Origin of the sequence: Pseudonocardia sp. CA-142604 (assembly GCF_050948475.1) — a bacterium.
Lineage (GTDB): Bacteria > Actinomycetota > Actinomycetes > Mycobacteriales > Pseudonocardiaceae > Pseudonocardia > Pseudonocardia alaniniphila.
Genome location: NZ_CP192045.1, coordinates 4,121,175 through 4,140,476 on the forward strand (window position 1 = coordinate 4,121,175; position 19,302 = coordinate 4,140,476).

Sequence of the window (19,302 nt, forward strand, 5' to 3'; positions counted from 1 at the left end):
CCCGCGCCGTATGACGCTACGTCGCGATCCGGGCGACGATCCGTGAAGGCCCGGCGCCGCTGCGAGGGCGGCGCCGGGCCCGGTGGAACAGATCACGGGCGGGTCGGCAGGACTCCCGCGAGACGGAGGAAGTCCTTGATCGTGAGGATGGGACGGCCGTCGGGCAGCAGTACGCCGTCTTCCGGCACCCAGGACGGTGACTGGGCAAGGAAGGAGCCGGGGTCATGGCGAACCTGACCGACGAGTGTCTCGACGACGGTGCGGCTGCCGAGCTCGCCCAGTGAATTGCCGCTCGACTGGACCTCGGCCTCCTTGAGCACGTAGTACCAGAGCGGCGTTCGGTCGAGGACCCGCTGTTGGCCAGGTGGGTGTTGAGCTCGTCGCTGTTGCCCTGCCTCAGCTCCTCCGGAGTGAGCGAGGCCAGGTTCAGGACCTCGGCGACCGCCTGGCCGGTCGGGATCGAGAGCTGGTACCCGCGGCGGAGGTTGCGGACCGCGAGTTGCTCCAAGATCGCCGTGATGTCCGGCCCCGGTGCCGGGTTCGGGATCTCGTTCGCCATCTCGTCCAGGGCGAAGGCCAGCCGGGTGTCGATCTTGCGCGAGATCGATGAACTGGCCGAGATAGGTGTAGACCGCCGGGATCGTGGAGTTGCCGTCGCCGGACCGGAATGGGTCCTCCGGTGGCGGCTGAGATTCGACCATCAGCCGGCCCAGCGTATCCAGAGCCGCGACGGTCGCCGCTGGGTCGTCGTCGGGCAGATGCGCCGCAGGGTCGTCTCTGATCGTCTCGAAGAGGTAGTCGAATGGCGTGGAGACTTCGGCGAGCTCGCAGCTAGTAACAGTGAGACTAGTTGGCTGAATGAGAATTCCTGGTGTGCCCGATGCGAGCCGACCGACCGGCCGGCCGCGACTCTGCCGCACCGTTCGGGCCCGAGAGGGCCGCGCCGAACGACCGCGTGAAGTCGGCGCGCACGTCGGGGTCGCGGGCCGCATCGATGAGCGCTCCGGCCACCATCGACCCCGGCTCGCGGTCGCCCGTGATTATGCCGACGACGGGCCGCAAGTCCAGATCGGCGATCGTGATTCCCGTCATTCCGGGTGGTATTCCGAAGGTGTGCAGCCAGCTGTCGGCCACGATGCTCGACCATCGGGTGGTGCTCAGGTGGGCGTGCAGGGCGTCCACCGTGTCGGCCTCGACGCTCGGCACGAGTTGGACGCCCGACCGTGCCATCGCCAGGTCGAGCATGCGGCGGTTCTGCATTGCCGGGGTGAGTGCGCAGAGCGGTAGCTGGGTCACGTCGACGCAGTCGACGGTCTTCCGGCCTCGCAGAGGACCGTCTTCCGCGGTCAGCAGGATGTACCGCTCCCGGTAGAGCTCGTGTCCACCGCGTCGGCCGTGGGATGTGTCGGTGTCGAGATAGACGATGCCGGCATCGAGGGTGAAATCGGCGAGTCGATGCCGGATCTCCTCGGTTGCACCCGTCTCGACCCGCACCCGTGCACGGGGGTTCCTCGCACGAAAGGCGCCTGCGAGGATCGCGATCGCCCGTGCCGCTGTCGGGATGGCGCCGATGCGCAGAGTGGCGCTGAGGCCGCCGTTCGCGCGGCTCAGTTCGGAGCGCAGGGCATCGCGCTTGGCGAGGATCCGCTCGGCCCATTCGACCACCCGCGCACCCTCGGCGGTCACCCCGGTGAACCGGTGCCCGCGTTCGATGATCGTGACGCCCAGTTCCGCTTCCAGCTTGCGGATGGCCGCCGACAGCGCCGACTGGCTGATGTGGCACGCGACAGCCGCGCGGCCGAAGTGCTGTTCGCGGCCAGCGCGACCACGTACTCCAGCTGGCGAATCTGGACGTCCCCCGTCATGACGCCACCCTAGGCGGTGAGGCGCCGTAAAGCACCGCATCTGCGGTTATCGTGAACGGATAATTCCCCGCTTGCGGAATGAGGGCCTCGCGTCAGTCCGCGGTTCTGATCACCCGCAACTCGACGACGTCGCTGACGTACCTGCCACCCTTCACGTCGCCCGGAACGACGAGCCGTGGCCGTTCGAGGGGCTTGCCGTCCTCCGCCGTCGCGAGGAGCACGCCGCGGTCGCCGAACTCGGGCGAGATCTCGCCGAACGAGACCAGCGCCGCATAGCCGTCGGCGCCGACCGCCAGCACGCCGAACGAGAGCGCGTCGTTCTTGCGGTCGGTGGTGGCCAGGGAATCTGCCGGCACCAGGTCGGCGAGCAGGACTCCTGCCTCGCTGTGGCTCTGTTGCCCCGATCCGCTCTCGTACTCGACCGCGACGGTGTGGTGCGGCAGGGCCGCGAGGTCGTCGGCATCCAGATCGCGGGGAGTGTGGACATCACCGGTCAGGCGCACCGGTCCGGGCGACGATGTGGCTGCCGGCTCCTGGACGGCAACCGGCGCCGGCGCCGCCACGGTGGCGACGGTCCCGCACCCGCCGGCCAGCAAGACTCCGAGCAGCAGGCCGACCAACACCGTTTTGTTCCGCGAATGCGCCACGGAACGCACGATAGATCCGACATCGCGGCGAATCCAGCATGATCGCCACGCGAGATCGTCCGGTTCCGCGATCCGCCGGTGACCGCTCGGAAGCGGGTGATCACAGCTGTGTGAGAACTGACGGGGGAGGGATCCCCGCCGAGAAGGGTCGGCAGATGCGGATCTAGCATCGTGAAAGTGCCGCATCTGCGCGTCGTGGAAGTTGCCGCCCTGCTGGGCGTCAGCGGTGACACGGTCCGCCGCTGGATCGCGCGTGGCGAGCTGGCGTCGGAGCCGGACGACAGCGGCCGGCACGTCGTCGACGGCCTGGCCGCTGCCCATCTCGTCCGCGAGCGCGCCCGACCCGTCGCCGATCCCTCGACGATCCGGCGGTCCGCCCGTAACCGCCTCGTCGGTCTGGTCACCTCCGTGACAGGCGACACCGTCATGGCCCGCGTCGAGATGCTCTGCGCCGGCACCGTCATCGAGGCCCTGATCAGCGCGGAGGCGGTGCGCGAGCTCCGGCTGGAGCCGGGCTCGCTCGCCGTCGCGGTGGTGAAGGCGACCGAGGTCGCCGTGGACGGAGCGGTCCGCCCCCTGTCGTCACGAGTGGGGGCACACCGGCAGAGGTCGGAACGCTCGTCATGCGGCTGCGGAGACTGCGGCTCTCACCAGGTGCGGTAGGGGAGGAACTTCCCGTTCAGGGTGATCCGGACGCGGTCGCCCTTCGGGTCGGGTATGCGCTCGAGTGCGAGCTCGAAGTCGATGGCGCTGACGATCCCATCGCCGAACTCCTCACGGACGAGCTCGTGGATTGTGCTGCCGTAGACCTGGACGACCTCCTGAAGCCGGTAGACCAGCGGCTCGGAGGTGTCGCTGACATCCTTCCCGCGGACGGGCGGCAGAGTCAGAGCCTCGACAACGGCAGCGTCGAGCTCCAGCACGGAGCCGAGGGTCGTCGCCTGATCGTCGGTCAGCGGGTGCTGCCCGAGCAGGGCCGCAGTGGTCCACTCGGTGGACATGCTGATCGCCTTGCCGAGGTCGGCCCAGCGCACGCCGGTGCGCTTCTTGGCGGCGAGAACGGCCGTGGCGGCCTGCCGTCGATCCAGGGGCGGCAGTGGGGTGATGCTCATGTCGAAGATCCTCCTTGGCGATCTGCGGGGCGGTGAGAACGTGCGGCGGAACCGGCTTTCCGTTCCGGTACACGTCCGGAACCGGTGTGGGCGGCAGATCCACCGGGTCGTGCCGCCCACACCGAGCTCAGGCTTGCAGGGAGACCGACTGCACCGACTGGCAGGACGCGAGGCCTTCGGGTCCGACCGACGGGACCGGCCCGAAGATCGTCTCCTGGGCGCTCACCCGGCGGGCCATCTCCGTGCCGCGGGCGTCGAGGGCCGTGGCGAGACGTTCGATGGCGGATGACGACGGAGCGACCCACTCGCCCCCGATGAACAGTTTGTCGTATGACAGGTTCATGGTCGCTTTCCTTGATCATGGTCGATCATGGAGTCAATCCCCGCGGGCGCGGCCTTGTCCAGCGGCGGCTGTGGCTGCGGATGCGGAATTGGGTGGTGGATCGCCCCTCGTCCCATTTCCGTGTCGCCAGGCCGGCTCTTCATCGCGTACACCCACGCCCGACGCCCCGAGCGCAGGAGGACGCGGACCCGTTCGTAGTCGTTGACCTCGTAGCCGGCGATGGCGTCGCTCCGCCCTTCCAGCACTCGGCCGAACGTGGCGAGCTGGACGTCGCGCTGCTGCAGCGTGCCGTAGGAGAACAGGATGTGAGGCTCTTCGCGGCTCCACGTCAGGCCCGCACGAGTTTCGAACCTGGGATGTCCGCACCATTTTCGGCCTCAACCTTTGTTCGGATCCACACTGATCACGGGGGCGCGCCCCGGTCGATCGTCAACTAGTCTCAGTGAGACTAGCGTGCGACCGAATACAGGGGGACCACGACATGAGCGTCACCAGCGACACCAGGGCACCGCTGCGGAGCCTGGACCGGTTCTTCATCGGCGGCGAGTGGGTGAAGCCGTCGTCCGACGCCACGATCGACGTCATCGAGCCCGCCACGGAGGAGCTGTTCTTCCGGATCGCGGAGGCCAAGGAACCCGACATCTCGCGCGCCGTGGAGGCCGCGCGGAAGGCGTTCGACGCCGGCCCGTGGCCTCGGATGACGCACGCCCAACGGGCGGAGTTCCTGCGCACGATCGCAGCGGGCGTGGGGGAGCGGGCCGACGACGCGAGCCAGATCTGGCCTCGGGAGTCCGGCGTGCTCCACAAGGTCGCCCGCGCGGGGATGAACGGGATCCCCCGCGTCTACGAGTTCTACGCCGGTCTGGCCGAGACCTATCCCTTCGAAGAGCGTGCCCAGCCGACCGGCGGCGGTGCGTTCGGACTGATCGTGCGTGAGCCGGTCGGCGTGGTCGGCGCGATCATCCCGTGGAACGCGCCGATGTCGCTCATCGCCTACAAGATCGCGCCCGCGCTGCTCGCCGGCTGCACGGTCGTGCTCAAGGCGTCGCCGGAGGCTCCCGGGGCGGCGTACCTGATGGCGGAGGTCGCCGAATCGGTGGGACTGCCGGCGGGCGTACTCAACGTCGTCACCGCCGACCGCGAGGTCTCGGAGCTGCTCGTACGCGACCCACGCGTCGACAAGATCGCGTTCACGGGCTCGACCGCGGCCGGTCGGCGGATCGCGTCGATCTGCGGCGAGCGCATCGCGCGCTTCACCCTGGAGCTGGGTGGCAAGTCGGCGGCCGTCATCCTCGATGACATCGACGTCGCCGAGGCCGCCGCCACCCTCTCGAGCGCCGAGTGCTTCCTGACCGGGCAGGTGTGCTCGTCACTGACCCGCATCGTGGTCAGCCGCAAGCGGCACGATGCGCTCGTCGACGCCCTCGCAGCCACGTTCTCGCAGGTCCGCGTGGGCGACCCGTTCGACACGGCCACGCAGATGGGACCGCTGGCGATGCAGCGCCAGCGCGACCGTGTGGAGGGCTACATCGCCAAGGGCATCGCCGAGGGCGCCGTGCTCGCCACCGGCGGCGGTCGGCCCGAGCACCTCGAGCGCGGCTGGTTCGTCGAGCCCACGGTGTTCGGCAACGTCGACAACTCCTCCACGATCGCCCGTGAGGAGATCTTCGGCCCGGTCCTCAGCGTCATCGCCGCCGACGACGAGGAGGACGCGATCAACGTCGCCAACGACACGATCTACGGCCTGAACGCCTCCGTGTTCACCAACGACCTCGACCGGGCTCGCGCCGTCGCCCGGCAGTTGCGCTCCGGCACGGTCGGGCACAACGCCTTCCGCACCGACTTCGGGGTGGCCTTCGGCGGGTTCAAGCAGTCCGGGATCGGGCGTGAAGGGGGCCGCGAGGGCCTCCTGCCCTACCTCGAGACCAAGACCGTGATCCTCAACGAGGTGCCGACCGAGTACGAGAGCTGACGGTTCGGAAAATGCCGGAGTCGGGGGAAGCGGAACCGCGGCCTCCTCCGGCTCCGGTCTTCTTACCTGGTGCCCGGGCCGCGCTGAATCGCCGCCCGGGCAGGCGGAACGCCCGTCCCGGCGTCTGACGCCGAAGGCAGTAAGCAGCGCAAAGGACCCCGACCTCGAGCTGCTCGCCCACGCGTATCTGCCGGCCGTCCGCATTCCCAGAACACTTCCCGGTGATCCGCGATGAGGTCACCGCGGCGCTGAGCAGCGTCTGCCGCGCGTTCGCCGCGACGTTGCCCCGCGATCATCGGCAGCTCCGGCACTTCTGACAGGCACCCCGGATGCGACGGAGGCGAGCTCGCGCGCGCGAAACGGGTGACTCGCACACATCTGACGTTCACCCGTGCGACGCGCTCGGTGAACGAGAACACGCGAGACTGACCCGGCCCAATCCGACAGGCAGGCCGTGCACGCCCCGTGCGGCACGCCGGGGATGGGTGGTCGCACGCCCTACGGGCGACTAAGGTTTGCCTACCCTCACCTCGAACGGCATACTTTGCGACGCCGCTACGGGCCTCTGTGCCCGTTCCGTCCGCTCCCCGCATGACCCGGAGGCCCGGTGCCCAGAAGAACGAGGCTGCCCAGAAGAACGAGGTGGAGGCCGCTGCCGGCCGCGGCACTGACGGTGGTGATCGCCGTGATGCTCGCGGCCTGCGGTGGCACCGCAGGTGAGCGTGGTGTCACAGCGTCCGGTTCAACGATGCCCGGTGCAGCCCCGACTGCACCGGCCAACGACCGGTTCCCGGTCACCATTCACCACAAGTTGGGCACTACGACGATCCCGGCGGAGCCGAAGCGGATCGTCGCTCTGAGCTACGAGGAGGACACGCTCGGAGCGATCGGGATCACCCCGATCGCATATGGCGCCAACGACTTCCTACCGGGCGGGCGGTATCCCTGGCTCGTAGGAAAGATCGACCTGTCCGGCTCCACCGAGCTGAAGAACGTGTTCAACGCGCTCAACCTGGAACAGATCGCGGGGCTGCGGCCCGACCTGATCCTCGCCACGAACTTCTACGGGCTCGAGAACCACTACGACGAGCTGAGCCGGATCGCACCCACCGTCGGCTTCATCAACGAGCCGGGCACGTCCACCTGGCAGGACGTCAGCAGGCTGATCGGCCGGGCGGTCGGACGCAGCGCGCAGACCGAGCAGGCGATCTCCGCGACCGAGGCGGACATCAACGCCGTCGCCGCGCGGCTGCCGGGGCTGAGGGGCCGGACGTTCAGTTCCAGCTTCTACCACGACCCCGGGCAGCCTTTCGCCGTGATCGACGACCCGGCCACGAGCTCGGTGGCGCTCTACGCCCAGCTGGGCCTGGTCCTCTCCCCGACTGTCACGTCCACCGTCAAAGATCGATCCCTGAGCATGGAGCAGATCGGCTCGCTGGACGCCGACTTCATGTTCGTCGGGTTCGCCGCGCCGGAGCTACGCACGTCGCTCGATGGCAATCCGGCCTACACAGCCATTCCCGCGGTCCGGGAGGGTCGGGTCTATCAGGCCGACCCCTTCACGGCCCTGACCTTCAACAACCCGACGCTGCTGAACATCCCGTGGCAGCTCAGGCAGATCGCGTCGACGCTGGAGAGGGTTGCCGCCCGCGACACGGCGTAGACCCCGCCCGCCGCAGATCACCCCGAGGCGTCGCGATGATCGTTTTCACTGCGGCTGACCCGGGTGAGGCGGCGTCCGGATGCATGGGCGGGCGAGTGGCGTCGGCTCGCCCGCTCCCGTGCCTGCTCTCGCTCGTTCACGATCCGCACGATCAGCCGGGCATCCCGCTTGGCCTTCCACCGACGGAACGGCGTCCGGCTCGTTTCCCACCCACGAGCACGAGCCCTCCCGGCGCTGATTCCGTCGGGGCGGCCACCGGGGTGGACTCGGACGCGGTCCGGCCCCGCTGCGCTTCGAGGTGCGTCGGCCGGCAGAGCGTTGCGGAGCGACCACACCCGGGCCGCGAGCCTGAGGGCGTGGGCGAGCTGGGCGCGTGAGCTCGCCTCGGAATCGGCGAGCTCGCGCAGTTCGCCGGTGAACTCCTCGAGGTATCGGTCGCGACTCCCGCCCGGGAGGAACCGGCTGGCGACCTGCACCAGCCAGTGAGCGGGGCTGCTCGGCTGCACCGTGACGGCGCGGTTGCCGATGCTCTCGTGCTGTCCGTTCTCGACGGCGTCGAGGTCGTCATGCAGTCTGCGGAGCGCGGACAGGCCTGCGCGAGCCCCGGTCTGTACCGCCACCACCAGCTCGAGAGGTAGATCCAGTTCGCCGGCGATGTCGATGGTCGAGGTCAGCTCGATGGCCCGTTCGAGCAACGCTTCGACCTCGTCGGCATGACCCCGCGCGCCGGCCAGCCAGGATCGGCGGGAGCGGCTGGCATCGAGAGCGGCTCGCAGTCCAGCGACGCGGTACGTGAGATAGCCGCTGTCGGGCAGGCACTCGAGGCCCAGCGCCCGCACTCGCGCCGACTCGCCGTAGCAAGAGCGGGCCCGGTCGGCGATCGCCGACAGTGCGGTGGCTGCGTGCTGGAGTCCGTCCGAGATTCGCACGCCCTCGTCACGGGCCAACTCGATCGCGCGTTGTCGAGCCTGCTGGACCAGTGCCCGTCGGGAAATCCGGCTCGTCGACCCGGCCCCGTCATTCATGCGAGACCGTCGGAAAGGCCAGGGTGCAGCCGGGACATCAGCGACCTCGGAGTGCGCACCCGGTCGAGTGCGCGAGCGGCGCCGACGATGCCGTCAGGGGTGAGCCGGTAGTAGCGCCGGCGCGGCCGCCCGGCATCGTGTGGATCCAGGTCTTCCCACCGCGACTCCAGCCATCCGCAGCCTTCCAGGCGTGCGAGGATCGGATGGATCGTTCCGGACGCCAGCTCGGCGACCCGGCCGATCTCCAGGCCGTACATCTCTCTGGCCGGATCGGCGATCATCGCGCGCAACACGAGTTGCGTTGGCAACGTCATCCGCGGACCGGACGAAACCCCCATGCTCTAACTCTACCTAGGTGGGATTCCGTTATGCACGGTTGCCATCACCTGACCTTCGAACCACGTCCACCCTTCGGCGTGCCCGCGAGTGTGCCCGAGACAGATACGGGGGCGAACGGCCCGCGCCCGGTCAAGACTTGACACGTCCTGGGATGAGCCCTGGCCAGGGCAGATATCGATGAAGGCGATGAGGGGAGGACGACTGCTCTGCTGCGTGTCATGTTGGTGGGAATCCCGGGGTGTCGCGCCGGTGACGCGCCTGCGTGGAGGCGGGCCCCCGCGGGCTATGGGGGCTGTGGCCGGAGTGGCGGGCGAAGGCCGGGTTCGAGCCCGAGGGGAACAGGAGAGGTCCATGCATCGTGTCGACGCGGCGAGGTGCCGAGCGTGAATGCCGACGCGACGATCCGTCGGGAGCTCGGCCAGTTCCTCAAAACGCGTCGACGGCAACTCACGCGAGCTGAGCTGGGCCTACCGGCCATCAGAAAGGGTCCGCCCGGCGTGCGTCGTGAGGAGATCTCCTACCTCTCGGGCGTGAGTATCACCTGGTACTCGTGGCTGGAGCAGGGACGCGAGATCATGCCGTCCCGGCAGGTGCTGGACGCGCTCGCGCGCGCCCTGAAGCTGTCGGTGGAAGAACACACCTACATCCGGTTGCTGGCCGGATACTGCGACCCACAACTCCTGTCCGAGCCGAGTCCCCAGGCCGCCCCGGCCCACGTGCAGCGACTCCTGGACGCGGTCGGGGGCTACCCGGCGTTCGCGATCGCCCCGGACTGGACGGTCGCGGCATGGAACGACGCCTACGCAGCTTTCTACCGGGATCTGTCGAAGGTGCCGACCGCGGATCGCAACCTGTTGTGGTTGATCTTCACCGACCCATATCTGCGTGAACTGATACCCGACTGGGAGTTCACGAGTCGCCGCCACGTCGCCCAGTTCCGTGCCGAAGCCGGACCCCGGCTGGGCCAGCCGTCCTTCATGCGGCTGGTGGAGCGGCTCCTCGATTCGAGCGAGGCATTTCGCGCCTGTTGGGAGAGTCGCGACATCGAACGGTTCGCCTCTCGGCAACGAATCTTCCACCATCCCGTCGTCGGCGAACTCCATATGGATCAACATCGCCTGGCCCCGTCCGACCACCCCCATCTGCGCCTGGTGATCTACACACCCGTGCTCACCACGGACACCCCGGAACGGCTCCGGCAGCTGATCAGCGGAGGCCCGGGAATCTGACCGTGAACACAATCGGCCGTCGCATCGGACCGAACGGCGCCGTAGATCCGCCATATCGAATCGCGATACGTATGGTGAAGTGGCTTGGGTGCGAATATCAATTCAGTGGATGGGGTGCTAGCTCGATTGCGCGGTCGGCGCCGAGAGCGTGAAGCGCTCGGCTCTCTCGTCGAGGCGGTGACGGTGGGCGACAGCCGGGCACTGGTGGTGCGCGGTGAGCCCGGAGTGGGCAAGACGGCACTTCTCGACTACATGGTGGAGCAGGCGCCGGGATGCCGCGTTGCACGGGTAGCGGGGATCCAGTCGGAGGTGGAACTGGCCTTCGCCGGGTTGCATCAGCTGTGCACGCCGATGCTGGATCTCGTGCAGCGCCTCCCACACCATCAGGGCGACGCGCTGCGCACAGCGCTCGGGCTGAGTTCAGGACCGGCACCGGATCGTTTCCTGGTCGGGCTCGGTGTCTTGGGTCTGCTCGCCGAGGCTGCCCGGGAACGACCTCTGATCTGCGTCGTCGACGACGCACAGTGGCTGGACTCCGCCTCCGCCCAGACTCTCGCCTTCGTCGCGCGCCGCCTGCGAACGGAGGCGGTGGCGATCGTCTTCGCGACGTGCCGGCCCCAGGACGTACCGGCACTGGCCGGCCTGCCCGAGATGGTGGTCGGCGGTCTTCCCGATGCCGACGCGCGGACGCTGCTGGACTCGGTACTTCCATGGCCGCTGGACGACCGCGTACGGGATCGGATCGTGGCCGAGACGCGGGGTAATCCGCTGGCGTTGCTGGAGCTGCCGCGGAGCCTCACGCCGGCGGAGCTGGCCGGTGGGTTCGGGACGGGCGGCGCGGCGTTGCCTGTGCGGATCGAGGAGTGCTTCCGACGCCAACTCGCGCCGTTACCGGACGAGACGAGGCAGCTGTTGCTCCTTGCGGCGGCAGAACCGTTGGGAGACCCGGTTCTGGTGTGGCGGGCGGCGAACCGCCTCGGAATCGGTGTGGACGCGGCTGCGCCCGCGGTCGCCGCCGGATTGCTGGAGATCGGCAGGCGCGTGCGGTTCCGGCATCCAGTGGAGCGTTCGGCGATCTACCAAGCGGCGTCGGCTCGGGAGCTGCGCCGCGTGCACTCCGTTCTGGCGGACGTGACCGACCCCGAGGTGGATCCCGACCGCCGCGCGTGGCACGCGGCCCAGGCCGCGGGTGGGCCGGACGAGGACGTCGCCGCGGGTCTCGAGGGGTCGGCGGGGCGGGCGCAGGCCCGTGGAGGTTCGGTCGCCGCGGCCGCGTTCTGGCAACGGGCTGCGGAGTTGACGCCCGACCCGGTGCGACGGGCGGAGCGGGCACTGGAGGCGGCCGAGGCCAAACATCAGGCTGGTATGCGGGCCGAGGCGGAGGGGTTGCTGGCCCTTGCGGAGTCCGGTCCGCTGACCCAGCTGCAACGGGGCCGGGTCGATCTTCTGCGGGCGCGAACGGCCTTCACCAGCTGCCGTATCGCGGATGCGGCGCCGCTGCTGCTCAAGGCGGCTGCTCAGCTGCAGCCTCTGGACGCACGGCTGGCGCGTGAGACGTATCTCGAGGCGCTATTGGCGGCGATGCACGCCGGCCCGCTCGCGTGCGGTGGCAGCGTGCGGGAGGTGGCAGAGGCCGCGTGGTTGGCCCGGGCCTCGTCACCGTCCCCGACCGCGGGTGACTTCCTTCTTGCGGCGCTGGCCACGCGATTCACCGACGGTTACGCCGCCGCGATCGCGCTGGTGCGCCGAGCCCTCGAGGCCTTCCCGGAAGGAGACATCTCCACCGAGGAAGCGCTGCGCTGGCATTGGCTCGCCTGCCGGACTGTCGCCGACCTGCTGTGGGACTTCGAGGCCTGGGATGCGTTGACGGCTCGCTTTGTCCGGCAAGCCCGCGAGGCCGGCGTCCTCGCGGTGCTCCCCATTGCGGTGAGTGCTCGAATGGTGACCTACACGCTCGCCGGTGAGCTGGACGCGGCGGCGTCGCTCGGCGAGGAGCTGGACGCGGTCACCGAGGCGGTGTCGTGCACCTTGAGGCCCTATGGGCGCCTGCTGCTCGCCGCGTGGCAGGGCCGGGAACCCGAGACCACCTCTCTGATCGAGACCTTCGCCATGGAGGCGCTCGACCAGGGCGAGGGGATGGGACAGACCATCACCTGCTGGGCCGAAGCACTGCTCAACAACGGTCTCGGCCGGCACGAGGATGCGTTGGCCGCGGCCCGAGCGGCCCAGCACCCTCAGGAGCTGGGGATGTGCACCTGGGGCGTCCAGATCGAGCTGATCGAAGCTGCCGTCCGCACCGGTGTGCCCGAGCAGGCTGCCGACGCCCTCGAACTGCTCACCGAGGTGACGTCCGCCGGCGGTACCGACTGGGGACTGGGCATCGCGGCTCGCTCACGAGCGCTGCTGACCGATGGTCCTGCAGCCGAGGGCTTCTACCGGGAGGCGATCGACAGGCTCTCGCGGGTGCGTGTCCGTCCCGAGCTGGCCCGCGCCCGCCTGCTGTACGGCGAGTGGCTGAGCCGTGAATGCCGCCGAGGGGAAGCGCGCCAGGAGCTGCGCACGGCCCAGGAGATGTTCCGGGAAATGGGCATGGAGGCCTTCGCCCGGCGCGCGTCGCGTGAGTTGCGGGCCACCGGGGCCACGACCCGCAAGCGCATCCCGGAGACCACCAGCCGGCTCACTGCTCAGGAAGCGCAGATCGCACGGCTCGTCCGTGACGGACTGTCCAACCCCGAGATCGCGGCCCGGCTCTACCTCAGCCGCCGTACCGTCGAATGGCACCTGCGAGGAATCTTCGCGAAGCTGCGGATCAACTCGAGGAAGGACCTCTCCCGCTGACCGGCTTGGACTTCGTGGTAAATGCTTGTGACAACTCAACGAATGTCAGGAGATGTGATGTCGAGCGCGGACTCGGTGAGTCACGGCGGTACCGGTGGGCAGTCGGTCGACGATGCCAAAGTTGAACAGCTTCGCGATCAGATCATCGCCGACGCCGGTGGGGCACTCGCTGTTCCGTTGGCGTTCCTGGGCGACAAGCTGGGGTTGTTCACCGCACTCCGCAGTTGTGGACCAGCCACATCGGCTCACCTTGCGGAGCGTGCGGGACTCGCGGAGCGTTACGTGCGGGAGTGGCTGCTGGTGATGGCGGCCTCGGGATACGTCACGTACGTGGGGACCACAGGGGACGGATCCGCGACCTCCGCGATGTACCAGATGTCGCCCGAGCAGGTCGAGATCTTCGTGAACACGGAGAGCCCCTCCTACATGGCGGGGGCGTTTCAGACCTTCTCCGCGGCCCCGCGAATGCTGGACCGGCTCGCCGAGGCCTTTCGTACCGGCGCAGGGATAGGCTGGCACGAGCACGACGAGGACACATTCGTCGGCACCGAACGCTTCTTTCGCGGTGCCTACCAGGCGAATCTGGTCAGTTCGTGGATTCCGGCGCTCGATGGTGTGGAGCAGAAGCTCATCAGTGGGGGGCGAGCCGCCGACGTCGGCTGTGGCCTGGGAGCCTCGACGATCATCATGGCGAAAGCGTATCCCGCCACGGAATGGGTGGGAGTCGATTATCACGAACAGTCACTAGAGCTGGCCCGCTCGCGTGCCACGGAGGCGGGTGTCGGGGACCGCATCACATTCCAGGTGGCCAGTGCAAGCGAGTTGAGCGGAAATTATGATTTCATCGCTTTTCTCGACTGCTTGCACGACATGCCGGATCCAGTTGCGGCGCTCGGTGCAGCCCGAGCTGCATTGTCCCCCGACGGCCGGGTGATGTTGGTGGAACCGATGAGCTCGGATGCCGTTGCCGATCGGCTCACCCCGCTCGGCCGGCTGATGGCCGGGGGATCGGTGTTCATCTGCCTGCCCAGCGGACTGTCGGCACCGCCGGCCGCGGGCCTGGGCAACCAAGCCGGCCCGAGCCGAACCGCAGAGATTGCGGCCGAGGCCGGCTTCAGCCGCACGCGAGTCGCCACCTCGAATCCCTTCAACATGGTTTACGAACTGCGACCATGACCCTCGTCGCCCGCGAAGCGACCTACCGCGCGAACGCGGTCAGGAATCGGTCACGGAAGGACTCCATGGGCCAGATCGGCGCCCGCGGGCCGGGCCGCAGCCCGTCCTGCCATCCCCACCCGGCGATCCGGTCCAGTACGGCGCGGTCGCGGGTGACGATCGTGATCGGGACGTCCTTGCCGGCGTCGTCCCCGGCGACGAAGGCGGCGGGCTGGTGGTCGCCGAGGACGACGAGCACCAGATTGTCATCGCCGTGCTTCTCCACGTACGACACGAGGGTGGACAGCGAGTACTCGATGGAACGCCGGTACCCGTCGCGCATGCGGTTGGGATCGCTCTCGACGACATCCACGGGATCATTGCGCCCGGCGCCGGGGCGGTCGAACACCGAGCCGTCGCCGACGGCGTCCCAGTCGAGAAGGTTGGGGACCTTCGCCCACGGCCAGTGGCTGGAGACGAGGGGGATCTCGGCCATGAGAGGACCGCGGTCCGGCCTGCTGCGCTCCGACTGCTCGAAGGCCGACAGCGTGTACTGGTCGGGGGTCTGGAAGCCAGAGTAGGTCAGGGACCGGTTGCCGAGGTTCCCGGAGTCGTAGCTCCGGTCGATGCCGTAGAACGCCTTCTCCGGCCAGGGTCCGGAGTTGGACGGCATCACCGACACGGTCTGCCAGCCTCCGCGCTGGAACGCGCTCGTGAGGGTCAGGCGGTCGCTCGCGACGAGCTTGTCGAAGCTGTACTGGTTGGTGACCCGCAGTCCCGAGAGCAGCGTGGCGTGGGCCAGCCAGCTGCCACCGCCAGACACCGAGGATGTGAGGTAGGCGCTGCGGGAGGCGAACCCGGCCGCGGCCAGCCGGCGGGTTCCGTCGTCGAGGACCGTGCCGATGGTCGGCGCGAACTCCGGATTCTCCAGCGCCGAGCGCCCGTAACTCTCGACGTAGGTGAAGACGACGTCCTTGCCACGCAGCGCGGTCAGCAGGTTCGCGCCCGGGGTGCCACGGAACGCGTCCGTGGCGGCCTGCTCGTCGAAGATCCGCTGGTCGCGCAGGCTCGTGGACACCTGCTGAGCCGTCTGGAGGCCGAGCGCGGCGGTGCTCCTCGCCGCGACGGGCACGGGGGCGACGATCTGCGCGCCGACTGCGAAGCAGGCGAGCCAGGCCCCGGTGAGCACCGCGACCGTCCGGACCGTGGTGGTCCGGTGCCTGGCCGCGAGGTTCGCCAGCCGCCGGACGGACAGCGCCATGAGGACGACCAGTGCGGCGCCCGCGACGGCGGCGCCGACCGTGGTGCCGATCGCGCCTGCGTGACCCATCGAGTCCTCGAGCAGCGTGATGCCGCTCCCGAGTTGGGACCAGTCGAATATCGGGTCGAACGGCCTGCCCAGGATCGCGAGGAAGCCCATCTGAAAGACCCGCAGCACCGTCAGCAGGCCGAGCAGCGTTCCCGCGGCAACGGCCAGCACCCGGCGCGCCCGCGGTGGCAGAGCGATCAGGACCGCGACGCCGAGCAGCCCCTCGATCGGGATTCGAAGGAGCGCCAACGGGGTGACCTGTCCGACCTCCCGGGGCGCGACGAGAGCGAGGAACACCAGCACACCGGCCAGGCCGGTGAGGATCGCGCCGATCCTGACGTGGCGTGGCCGCTTGTCGTTCCGCGCTGCCCTGTGGACGCCTGCTGTGTCGTTCCGAGCGGGGGCGCGGGGTGGGGTGTGAATCGACAAGCCGGAGATCCTTCCCGTACGGGTGCGCGGTGCCCGGTGTTCACCAGGCGCCTGATGCCGGGTGCACATCGCGCCACGGGAGGCCCACGTCGCGATCGAGCGACCGGATCAGCAGCGCCGGCGCCGGGTCCTGAACCGGCCGGCGACGGGGCCGAGGCCGCCGAGGAAGTTCGATCCACACTCTTCGACACGGATCCGACGAATCGGAGGTTCACCTGACTCCGGTCCTGATCGCAGACGGTGTCCGGAGGCGCCGCTTCACGTGGCGTGATCAGGTGCCGGTCTAGGGTCGCAGGTGGGCACACCGCGGGCAGAGCGGCCATCCGTCACCGACGGAATGCGGCAGATGGTGCCGGAGTTGTATCAGGCACATTGATCACATAAGTCCCGAACGGGCGGTTCGTCCGTTCCTGGTCGAGGGGTGCGCATGTCTCTTGTCATGACCGAGCAGGAGCGCCAGGAGTTCCTTGCCGGAGTGCACGTCGGCGTGGTCGCGGTGAACCGTGACGGGCGAGCCCCGCTCGCTGTGCCGATCTGGTACGACTACGTCCCGGGCGGTGAGGTGCTGATCTGGATCTCTCGCGGATCGCTGAAGGAACGTCTGTTGCGGGAGGCCGGCCGGTTCAGCATCTGCGCACAGGTCGAAACGGCACCGTACAAGTACGCCACAGCCGAGGGCCCGGTGATCGCGATCGACGAGGAACCGACCGAGGAGCAGGCCCTCCGCATCGCGGGCCGCTATCTGTCCGCGGAGGATGCGGCGAAGTGGGTGACCGACAACCTCGGAGCGGACTCCCTTCTCGTTCGGATGCGCCCCGAGAAGTGGCTGAGCACGGACTACAGCAAGGCCTGATGGCAGGTCCGCCGTGGGCGGATCGCGATATGGCTCGGCGAACGGGTTGATTCCCACCGCCGCCGCGCTCGCGAGTCAGCCATTGGTGCGGATTGTCCGTTCGGAGGCTCGCATTCAGCCGTGCCGCCCGGGATCGTGGTCGAGCCACGAACCGAGGAGATGGCATGGCGACGTTGTTGCAGCAGGCCTTCCGTCGCAAGCCTGTAGAGAAGATGGCCGCGGAGACCGGACTCGACGGCCAGGGCGCGGGCGAGCTCGCCCGTACCATCGGGCTCTTCCAGCTCACCATGATCGGCGTGGGCGCGACGATCGGGACGGGCATCTTCTTCGTCCTGACCGAGGCCGTCCCTGTCGCCGGACCGGCGGTCGTCTGGTCGTTCGTGATCGCCGGGATCGTCGCGGGCCTCACCGCGGTCTGTTACGCGGAGCTGGCCAGCGCCGTCCCGGTGTCGGGGTCGTCGTACTCCTACGCGTACGCGACGCTCGGTGAGGTCGTCGCCATGGGGGTGGCGGCGTGCCTGCTGCTCGAGTACGGCGTGTCGTCCGCGGCGGTGGCGGTCGGCTGGTCGCAGTACCTCAACCAGCTGCTGGGCAACCTGTTCGGGTTCCGGATCCCCGAGTTCCTCTCCCAGTCGCCGGAGGGCGGTGGCCTGCTGAACCTGCCCGCCGTCGTGCTCGTGGCGCTGTGCGCGCTCCTGCTCATCCGCGGGGCGAGCGAGTCGGCAACGGTCAACGCGGTCATGGTCGTCATCAAGATCGCCGTGCTGCTGATGTTCGTCGTCATCGGCGTCACGGGCTGGAACACCGACAACTTCGCCGAGTTCGCGCCGTTCGGAATCACGGGAATCACCGGGGCCGCCGGCATCATCTTCTTCGCCTACATCGGTCTCGACGCCGTGTCGACGGCGGGGGAGGAGGTGAAGAACCCACGCCGGACGATGCCTTTGGCGATCATCCTGGCGCTCTGCACCGTGACACTCGTCTACACGGCGGTCGCCCTGGTGGCGGTCGGCGCCCAGCCCCAGGCGGATTTCGAGGGCCAGGAGGCCGGGCTCGCCGCCATTCTGGAGAACGTGGTCGGTGCCAGCTGGCCGGGAACCGTGCTTGCGGCCGGGGCCATCATCTCGATCTTCAGTGTCACCCTCGTGACGATCTACGGTCAGACCCGCATCCTGTTCGCGATCGGCCGCGACGGGCTGCTTCCGCAGTTCTTCCACCAGGTGAACGCCCGCACCAGCACGCCCGTGAACACCACGATCGTGGTCGCCGTCGCCGTGGCGCTCCTGGCCGGGCTCCTTCCGATCCACTTCCTCGCCCAGCTGACGAGCATCGGCACACTCGTGGCCTTCCTCGTCGTCTCCGTCGGTGTGATCGTCCTGCGGCGCACCGCACCTGATCTGCCCCGTGGGTTCCGCGTTCCCGGCTATCCGGTCACACCCATCCTCTCGATTGCGGGTTGTCTCTGGATCGTCGTCGGCCTGAAGCCGATGACGATCGCCGTGTTCGCGATCTGGGTGGCCGTCGTGCTCGTCTGGTACTTCGCCTACGGGATCCGGCACTCGCGGCTACGTGCCGCTGCCACGGATCCCCAGGAGGACGTGCTGTGACGCTCGTCGTCGGGCTGCCGCGCGACGAGCGCGCAACGGCAGCGGTACAGCTCGGCGGGAGGCTCGCCCGCTCGTTCGACGAGGACCTCGTGGTGTGCACCGTGGTGCCGCCCCCGTGGCCGCCGGGGATGGGCAGGGTCGACGCCGAGTACCAGGAGTACCTCGACCAGAGCGCCAAGGAGGCCATCGAGCGGGCCCGCAGCCTGGTGCCCCCCGATTGCTCCGCCGAGTTCGTCGTCGCCAGGGCGAGCTCGACGTCGGCGGGCCTGATCGCGATCGCGAACGAACACGGCGCACGCATGCTGGTGCTCGGCTCGTCCACGGCGGGGGTGCTCGGGCGGGTCGCGTTCGGCAGCGTCGCGGACCGGCTGCTGCACAGCTCGCCCCTGCCGGTCGTGCTCGGCCCCCGTGGGTTCCGCTGCCGGCCCGACAGCAGCGTGCGCCGGGTGACGGCAGCCTTCGGTGCGACCGAGGACTCCCACGAGCTCGTCATCGCCGTCGCGGAGGTCGCCGCGCGGGCGGGTGCCACGCTGCGCGTCGCGTCCTTCGCCGTGCGCCCGCGCACGCCGCTGACGGCAGGGATCGGTTCCCGTGCCGAGGACGGCGTGGCGCACAAGTGGGCGGCGGACGCCGAGCACGCTCAGCGTGCCGTCCTGGAGTACGTCCAACGCCTGCCCCACCGGCCGTCCTCGATCGAGTCGGTGGTCGGGTACGGCACCGACTGGGCGGGGGCGATCGAGGACATCGGGTGGGCGGACGGTGACCTGTTGGCCGTCGGGTCCAGCACCGCGGGACCGCTCGAACGCGTGTTCATCGGCTCTCGCTCATCGCGGATCGTCCGGCACTCGCCCGTGCCGGTGATGGTGGTGCCGCGCGGTGCGGCGCAGGCGCTAGCCGGGCAGGAGTAGCCCGCGGC

18 protein-coding genes and 1 pseudogene are annotated in these 19,302 nt (G+C 69.0%); 9 read left to right on the top strand and 10 right to left on the bottom strand.

Annotated elements, in window-relative coordinates; all coding sequences use genetic code 11:
• Positions 1–92 precede the first annotated feature (92 nt).
• The 4 genes and pseudogenes from ACQPZQ_RS18770 to ACQPZQ_RS18785 all read right to left on the bottom strand — a co-directional run bounded on the left by ACQPZQ_RS18770 (position 93) and on the right by ACQPZQ_RS18785 (position 2,512).
• Positions 93–320: a hypothetical protein gene (locus ACQPZQ_RS18770; RefSeq protein WP_433297502.1), complete on the bottom strand. Its 228-nt coding sequence runs from the start codon at positions 318–320 to the stop codon at positions 93–95.
• Positions 321–846: 526 nt separating this feature from the next.
• Positions 847–1,686 carry a LysR family transcriptional regulator substrate-binding protein gene (locus ACQPZQ_RS18775; RefSeq protein ID WP_433299281.1) on the bottom strand — a complete coding sequence of 280 codons (840 nt, stop codon included), beginning with the start codon at positions 1,684–1,686 and terminating at the stop codon, positions 847–849.
• A gap of 45 nt (positions 1,687–1,731) precedes the next feature.
• Positions 1,732–1,905: pseudogene (locus ACQPZQ_RS18780) on the bottom strand (LysR family transcriptional regulator); the annotation flags it as partial.
• Positions 1,906–1,957: 52 nt separating this feature from the next.
• A complete protein-coding gene (locus ACQPZQ_RS18785) occupies positions 1,958–2,512 on the bottom strand; it encodes a hypothetical protein (RefSeq protein WP_433297504.1) in 555 nt (184 codons plus the stop codon).
• A 177-nt stretch (positions 2,513–2,689) separates the two neighbouring features.
• On the opposite strand from ACQPZQ_RS18785, the gene ACQPZQ_RS18790 reads away from it, so the two are divergent.
• Entirely contained in the window at positions 2,690–3,175 is a 486-nt protein-coding gene (locus ACQPZQ_RS18790; RefSeq protein WP_433297507.1) for a TOBE domain-containing protein, read from the top strand.
• Here the strand turns inward: ACQPZQ_RS18790 and cynS are convergent.
• From cynS to ACQPZQ_RS18805, 3 genes are all read right to left on the bottom strand, one after another.
• Positions 3,160–3,624, bottom strand: a complete 465-nt coding sequence (gene cynS / locus ACQPZQ_RS18795; protein WP_433297510.1) for a cyanase — start codon at positions 3,622–3,624, stop codon at positions 3,160–3,162. The two genes, ACQPZQ_RS18790 and cynS, sit on opposite strands and share 16 nt — an antisense overlap.
• A gap of 127 nt (positions 3,625–3,751) precedes the next feature.
• Positions 3,752–3,967, bottom strand: a complete 216-nt coding sequence (locus tag ACQPZQ_RS18800) for a hypothetical protein (RefSeq protein WP_433297512.1) — start codon at positions 3,965–3,967, stop codon at positions 3,752–3,754.
• A complete protein-coding gene (locus ACQPZQ_RS18805; protein WP_433297513.1) occupies positions 3,964–4,212 on the bottom strand; it encodes a hypothetical protein in 249 nt (82 codons plus the stop codon). Before ACQPZQ_RS18805 ends, ACQPZQ_RS18800 begins: the two co-directional genes overlap by 4 nt.
• A 236-nt stretch (positions 4,213–4,448) precedes the next feature.
• Here ACQPZQ_RS18805 and ACQPZQ_RS18810 point away from each other — a divergent pair, with 236 nt between their 5' ends.
• Together ACQPZQ_RS18810 and ACQPZQ_RS18815 are read left to right on the top strand one after the other, a co-directional pair.
• Entirely contained in the window at positions 4,449–5,939 is a 1,491-nt protein-coding gene (locus ACQPZQ_RS18810; protein WP_433297515.1) for an aldehyde dehydrogenase, read from the top strand.
• 748 nt (positions 5,940–6,687) lie between these two features.
• Complete coding sequence (locus ACQPZQ_RS18815) at positions 6,688–7,602, top strand: iron-siderophore ABC transporter substrate-binding protein (RefSeq protein ID WP_433297517.1); 915 nt, start codon at positions 6,688–6,690, stop codon at positions 7,600–7,602.
• A 17-nt stretch (positions 7,603–7,619) separates the two neighbouring features.
• Here the strand turns inward: ACQPZQ_RS18815 and ACQPZQ_RS18820 are convergent, their stop codons facing one another.
• Together ACQPZQ_RS18820 and ACQPZQ_RS18825 are read right to left on the bottom strand one after the other, a co-directional pair.
• Positions 7,620–8,531, bottom strand: a complete 912-nt coding sequence (locus ACQPZQ_RS18820) for a hypothetical protein (protein ID WP_433297519.1) — start codon at positions 8,529–8,531, stop codon at positions 7,620–7,622.
• A 92-nt stretch (positions 8,532–8,623) separates the two neighbouring features.
• Complete coding sequence (locus tag ACQPZQ_RS18825; RefSeq protein WP_433297521.1) at positions 8,624–8,941, bottom strand: PadR family transcriptional regulator; 318 nt, start codon at positions 8,939–8,941, stop codon at positions 8,624–8,626.
• A 408-nt stretch (positions 8,942–9,349) separates the two neighbouring features.
• Between ACQPZQ_RS18825 and ACQPZQ_RS18830 the strand changes: the two genes are divergently transcribed.
• The 3 genes from ACQPZQ_RS18830 (at position 9,350) to ACQPZQ_RS18840 (ending at position 14,209) form a co-directional block, all read left to right on the top strand.
• Positions 9,350–10,195, top strand: a complete 846-nt coding sequence (locus tag ACQPZQ_RS18830; protein WP_433297523.1) for a helix-turn-helix transcriptional regulator — start codon at positions 9,350–9,352, stop codon at positions 10,193–10,195.
• 114 nt (positions 10,196–10,309) lie between these two features.
• Positions 10,310–13,033 carry an AAA family ATPase gene (locus tag ACQPZQ_RS18835; RefSeq protein ID WP_433299283.1) on the top strand — a complete coding sequence of 908 codons (2,724 nt, stop codon included), beginning with the start codon at positions 10,310–10,312 and terminating at the stop codon, positions 13,031–13,033.
• Between the two features lie 57 nt (positions 13,034–13,090).
• Positions 13,091–14,209 (top strand): class I SAM-dependent methyltransferase, encoded by a 1,119-nt coding sequence (locus tag ACQPZQ_RS18840; RefSeq protein WP_433297525.1) that lies wholly within the window; start codon positions 13,091–13,093, stop codon positions 14,207–14,209.
• 22 nt (positions 14,210–14,231) lie between these two features.
• On the opposite strand, the gene ACQPZQ_RS18845 is transcribed toward ACQPZQ_RS18840, so the two are convergent.
• Positions 14,232–15,926 carry a sulfatase gene (locus ACQPZQ_RS18845; protein WP_433297527.1) on the bottom strand — a complete coding sequence of 565 codons (1,695 nt, stop codon included), beginning with the start codon at positions 15,924–15,926 and terminating at the stop codon, positions 14,232–14,234.
• Positions 15,927–16,353: 427 nt separating this feature from the next.
• Here ACQPZQ_RS18845 and ACQPZQ_RS18850 point away from each other — a divergent pair, with 427 nt between their 5' ends.
• The 3 genes from ACQPZQ_RS18850 to ACQPZQ_RS18860 all read left to right on the top strand — a co-directional run bounded on the left by ACQPZQ_RS18850 (position 16,354) and on the right by ACQPZQ_RS18860 (position 19,294).
• On the top strand, positions 16,354–16,779 hold the full coding sequence (locus ACQPZQ_RS18850; RefSeq protein WP_433297529.1) for a pyridoxamine 5'-phosphate oxidase family protein: 426 nt from the start codon (positions 16,354–16,356) through the stop codon (positions 16,777–16,779).
• A 164-nt stretch (positions 16,780–16,943) separates the two neighbouring features.
• Positions 16,944–18,386, top strand: a complete 1,443-nt coding sequence (locus ACQPZQ_RS18855; RefSeq protein WP_433297531.1) for an APC family permease — start codon at positions 16,944–16,946, stop codon at positions 18,384–18,386.
• Entirely contained in the window at positions 18,383–19,294 is a 912-nt protein-coding gene (locus ACQPZQ_RS18860; RefSeq protein WP_433297534.1) for a universal stress protein, read from the top strand. Before ACQPZQ_RS18855 ends, ACQPZQ_RS18860 begins: the two co-directional genes overlap by 4 nt.
• Positions 19,295–19,302 lie beyond the last annotated feature (8 nt).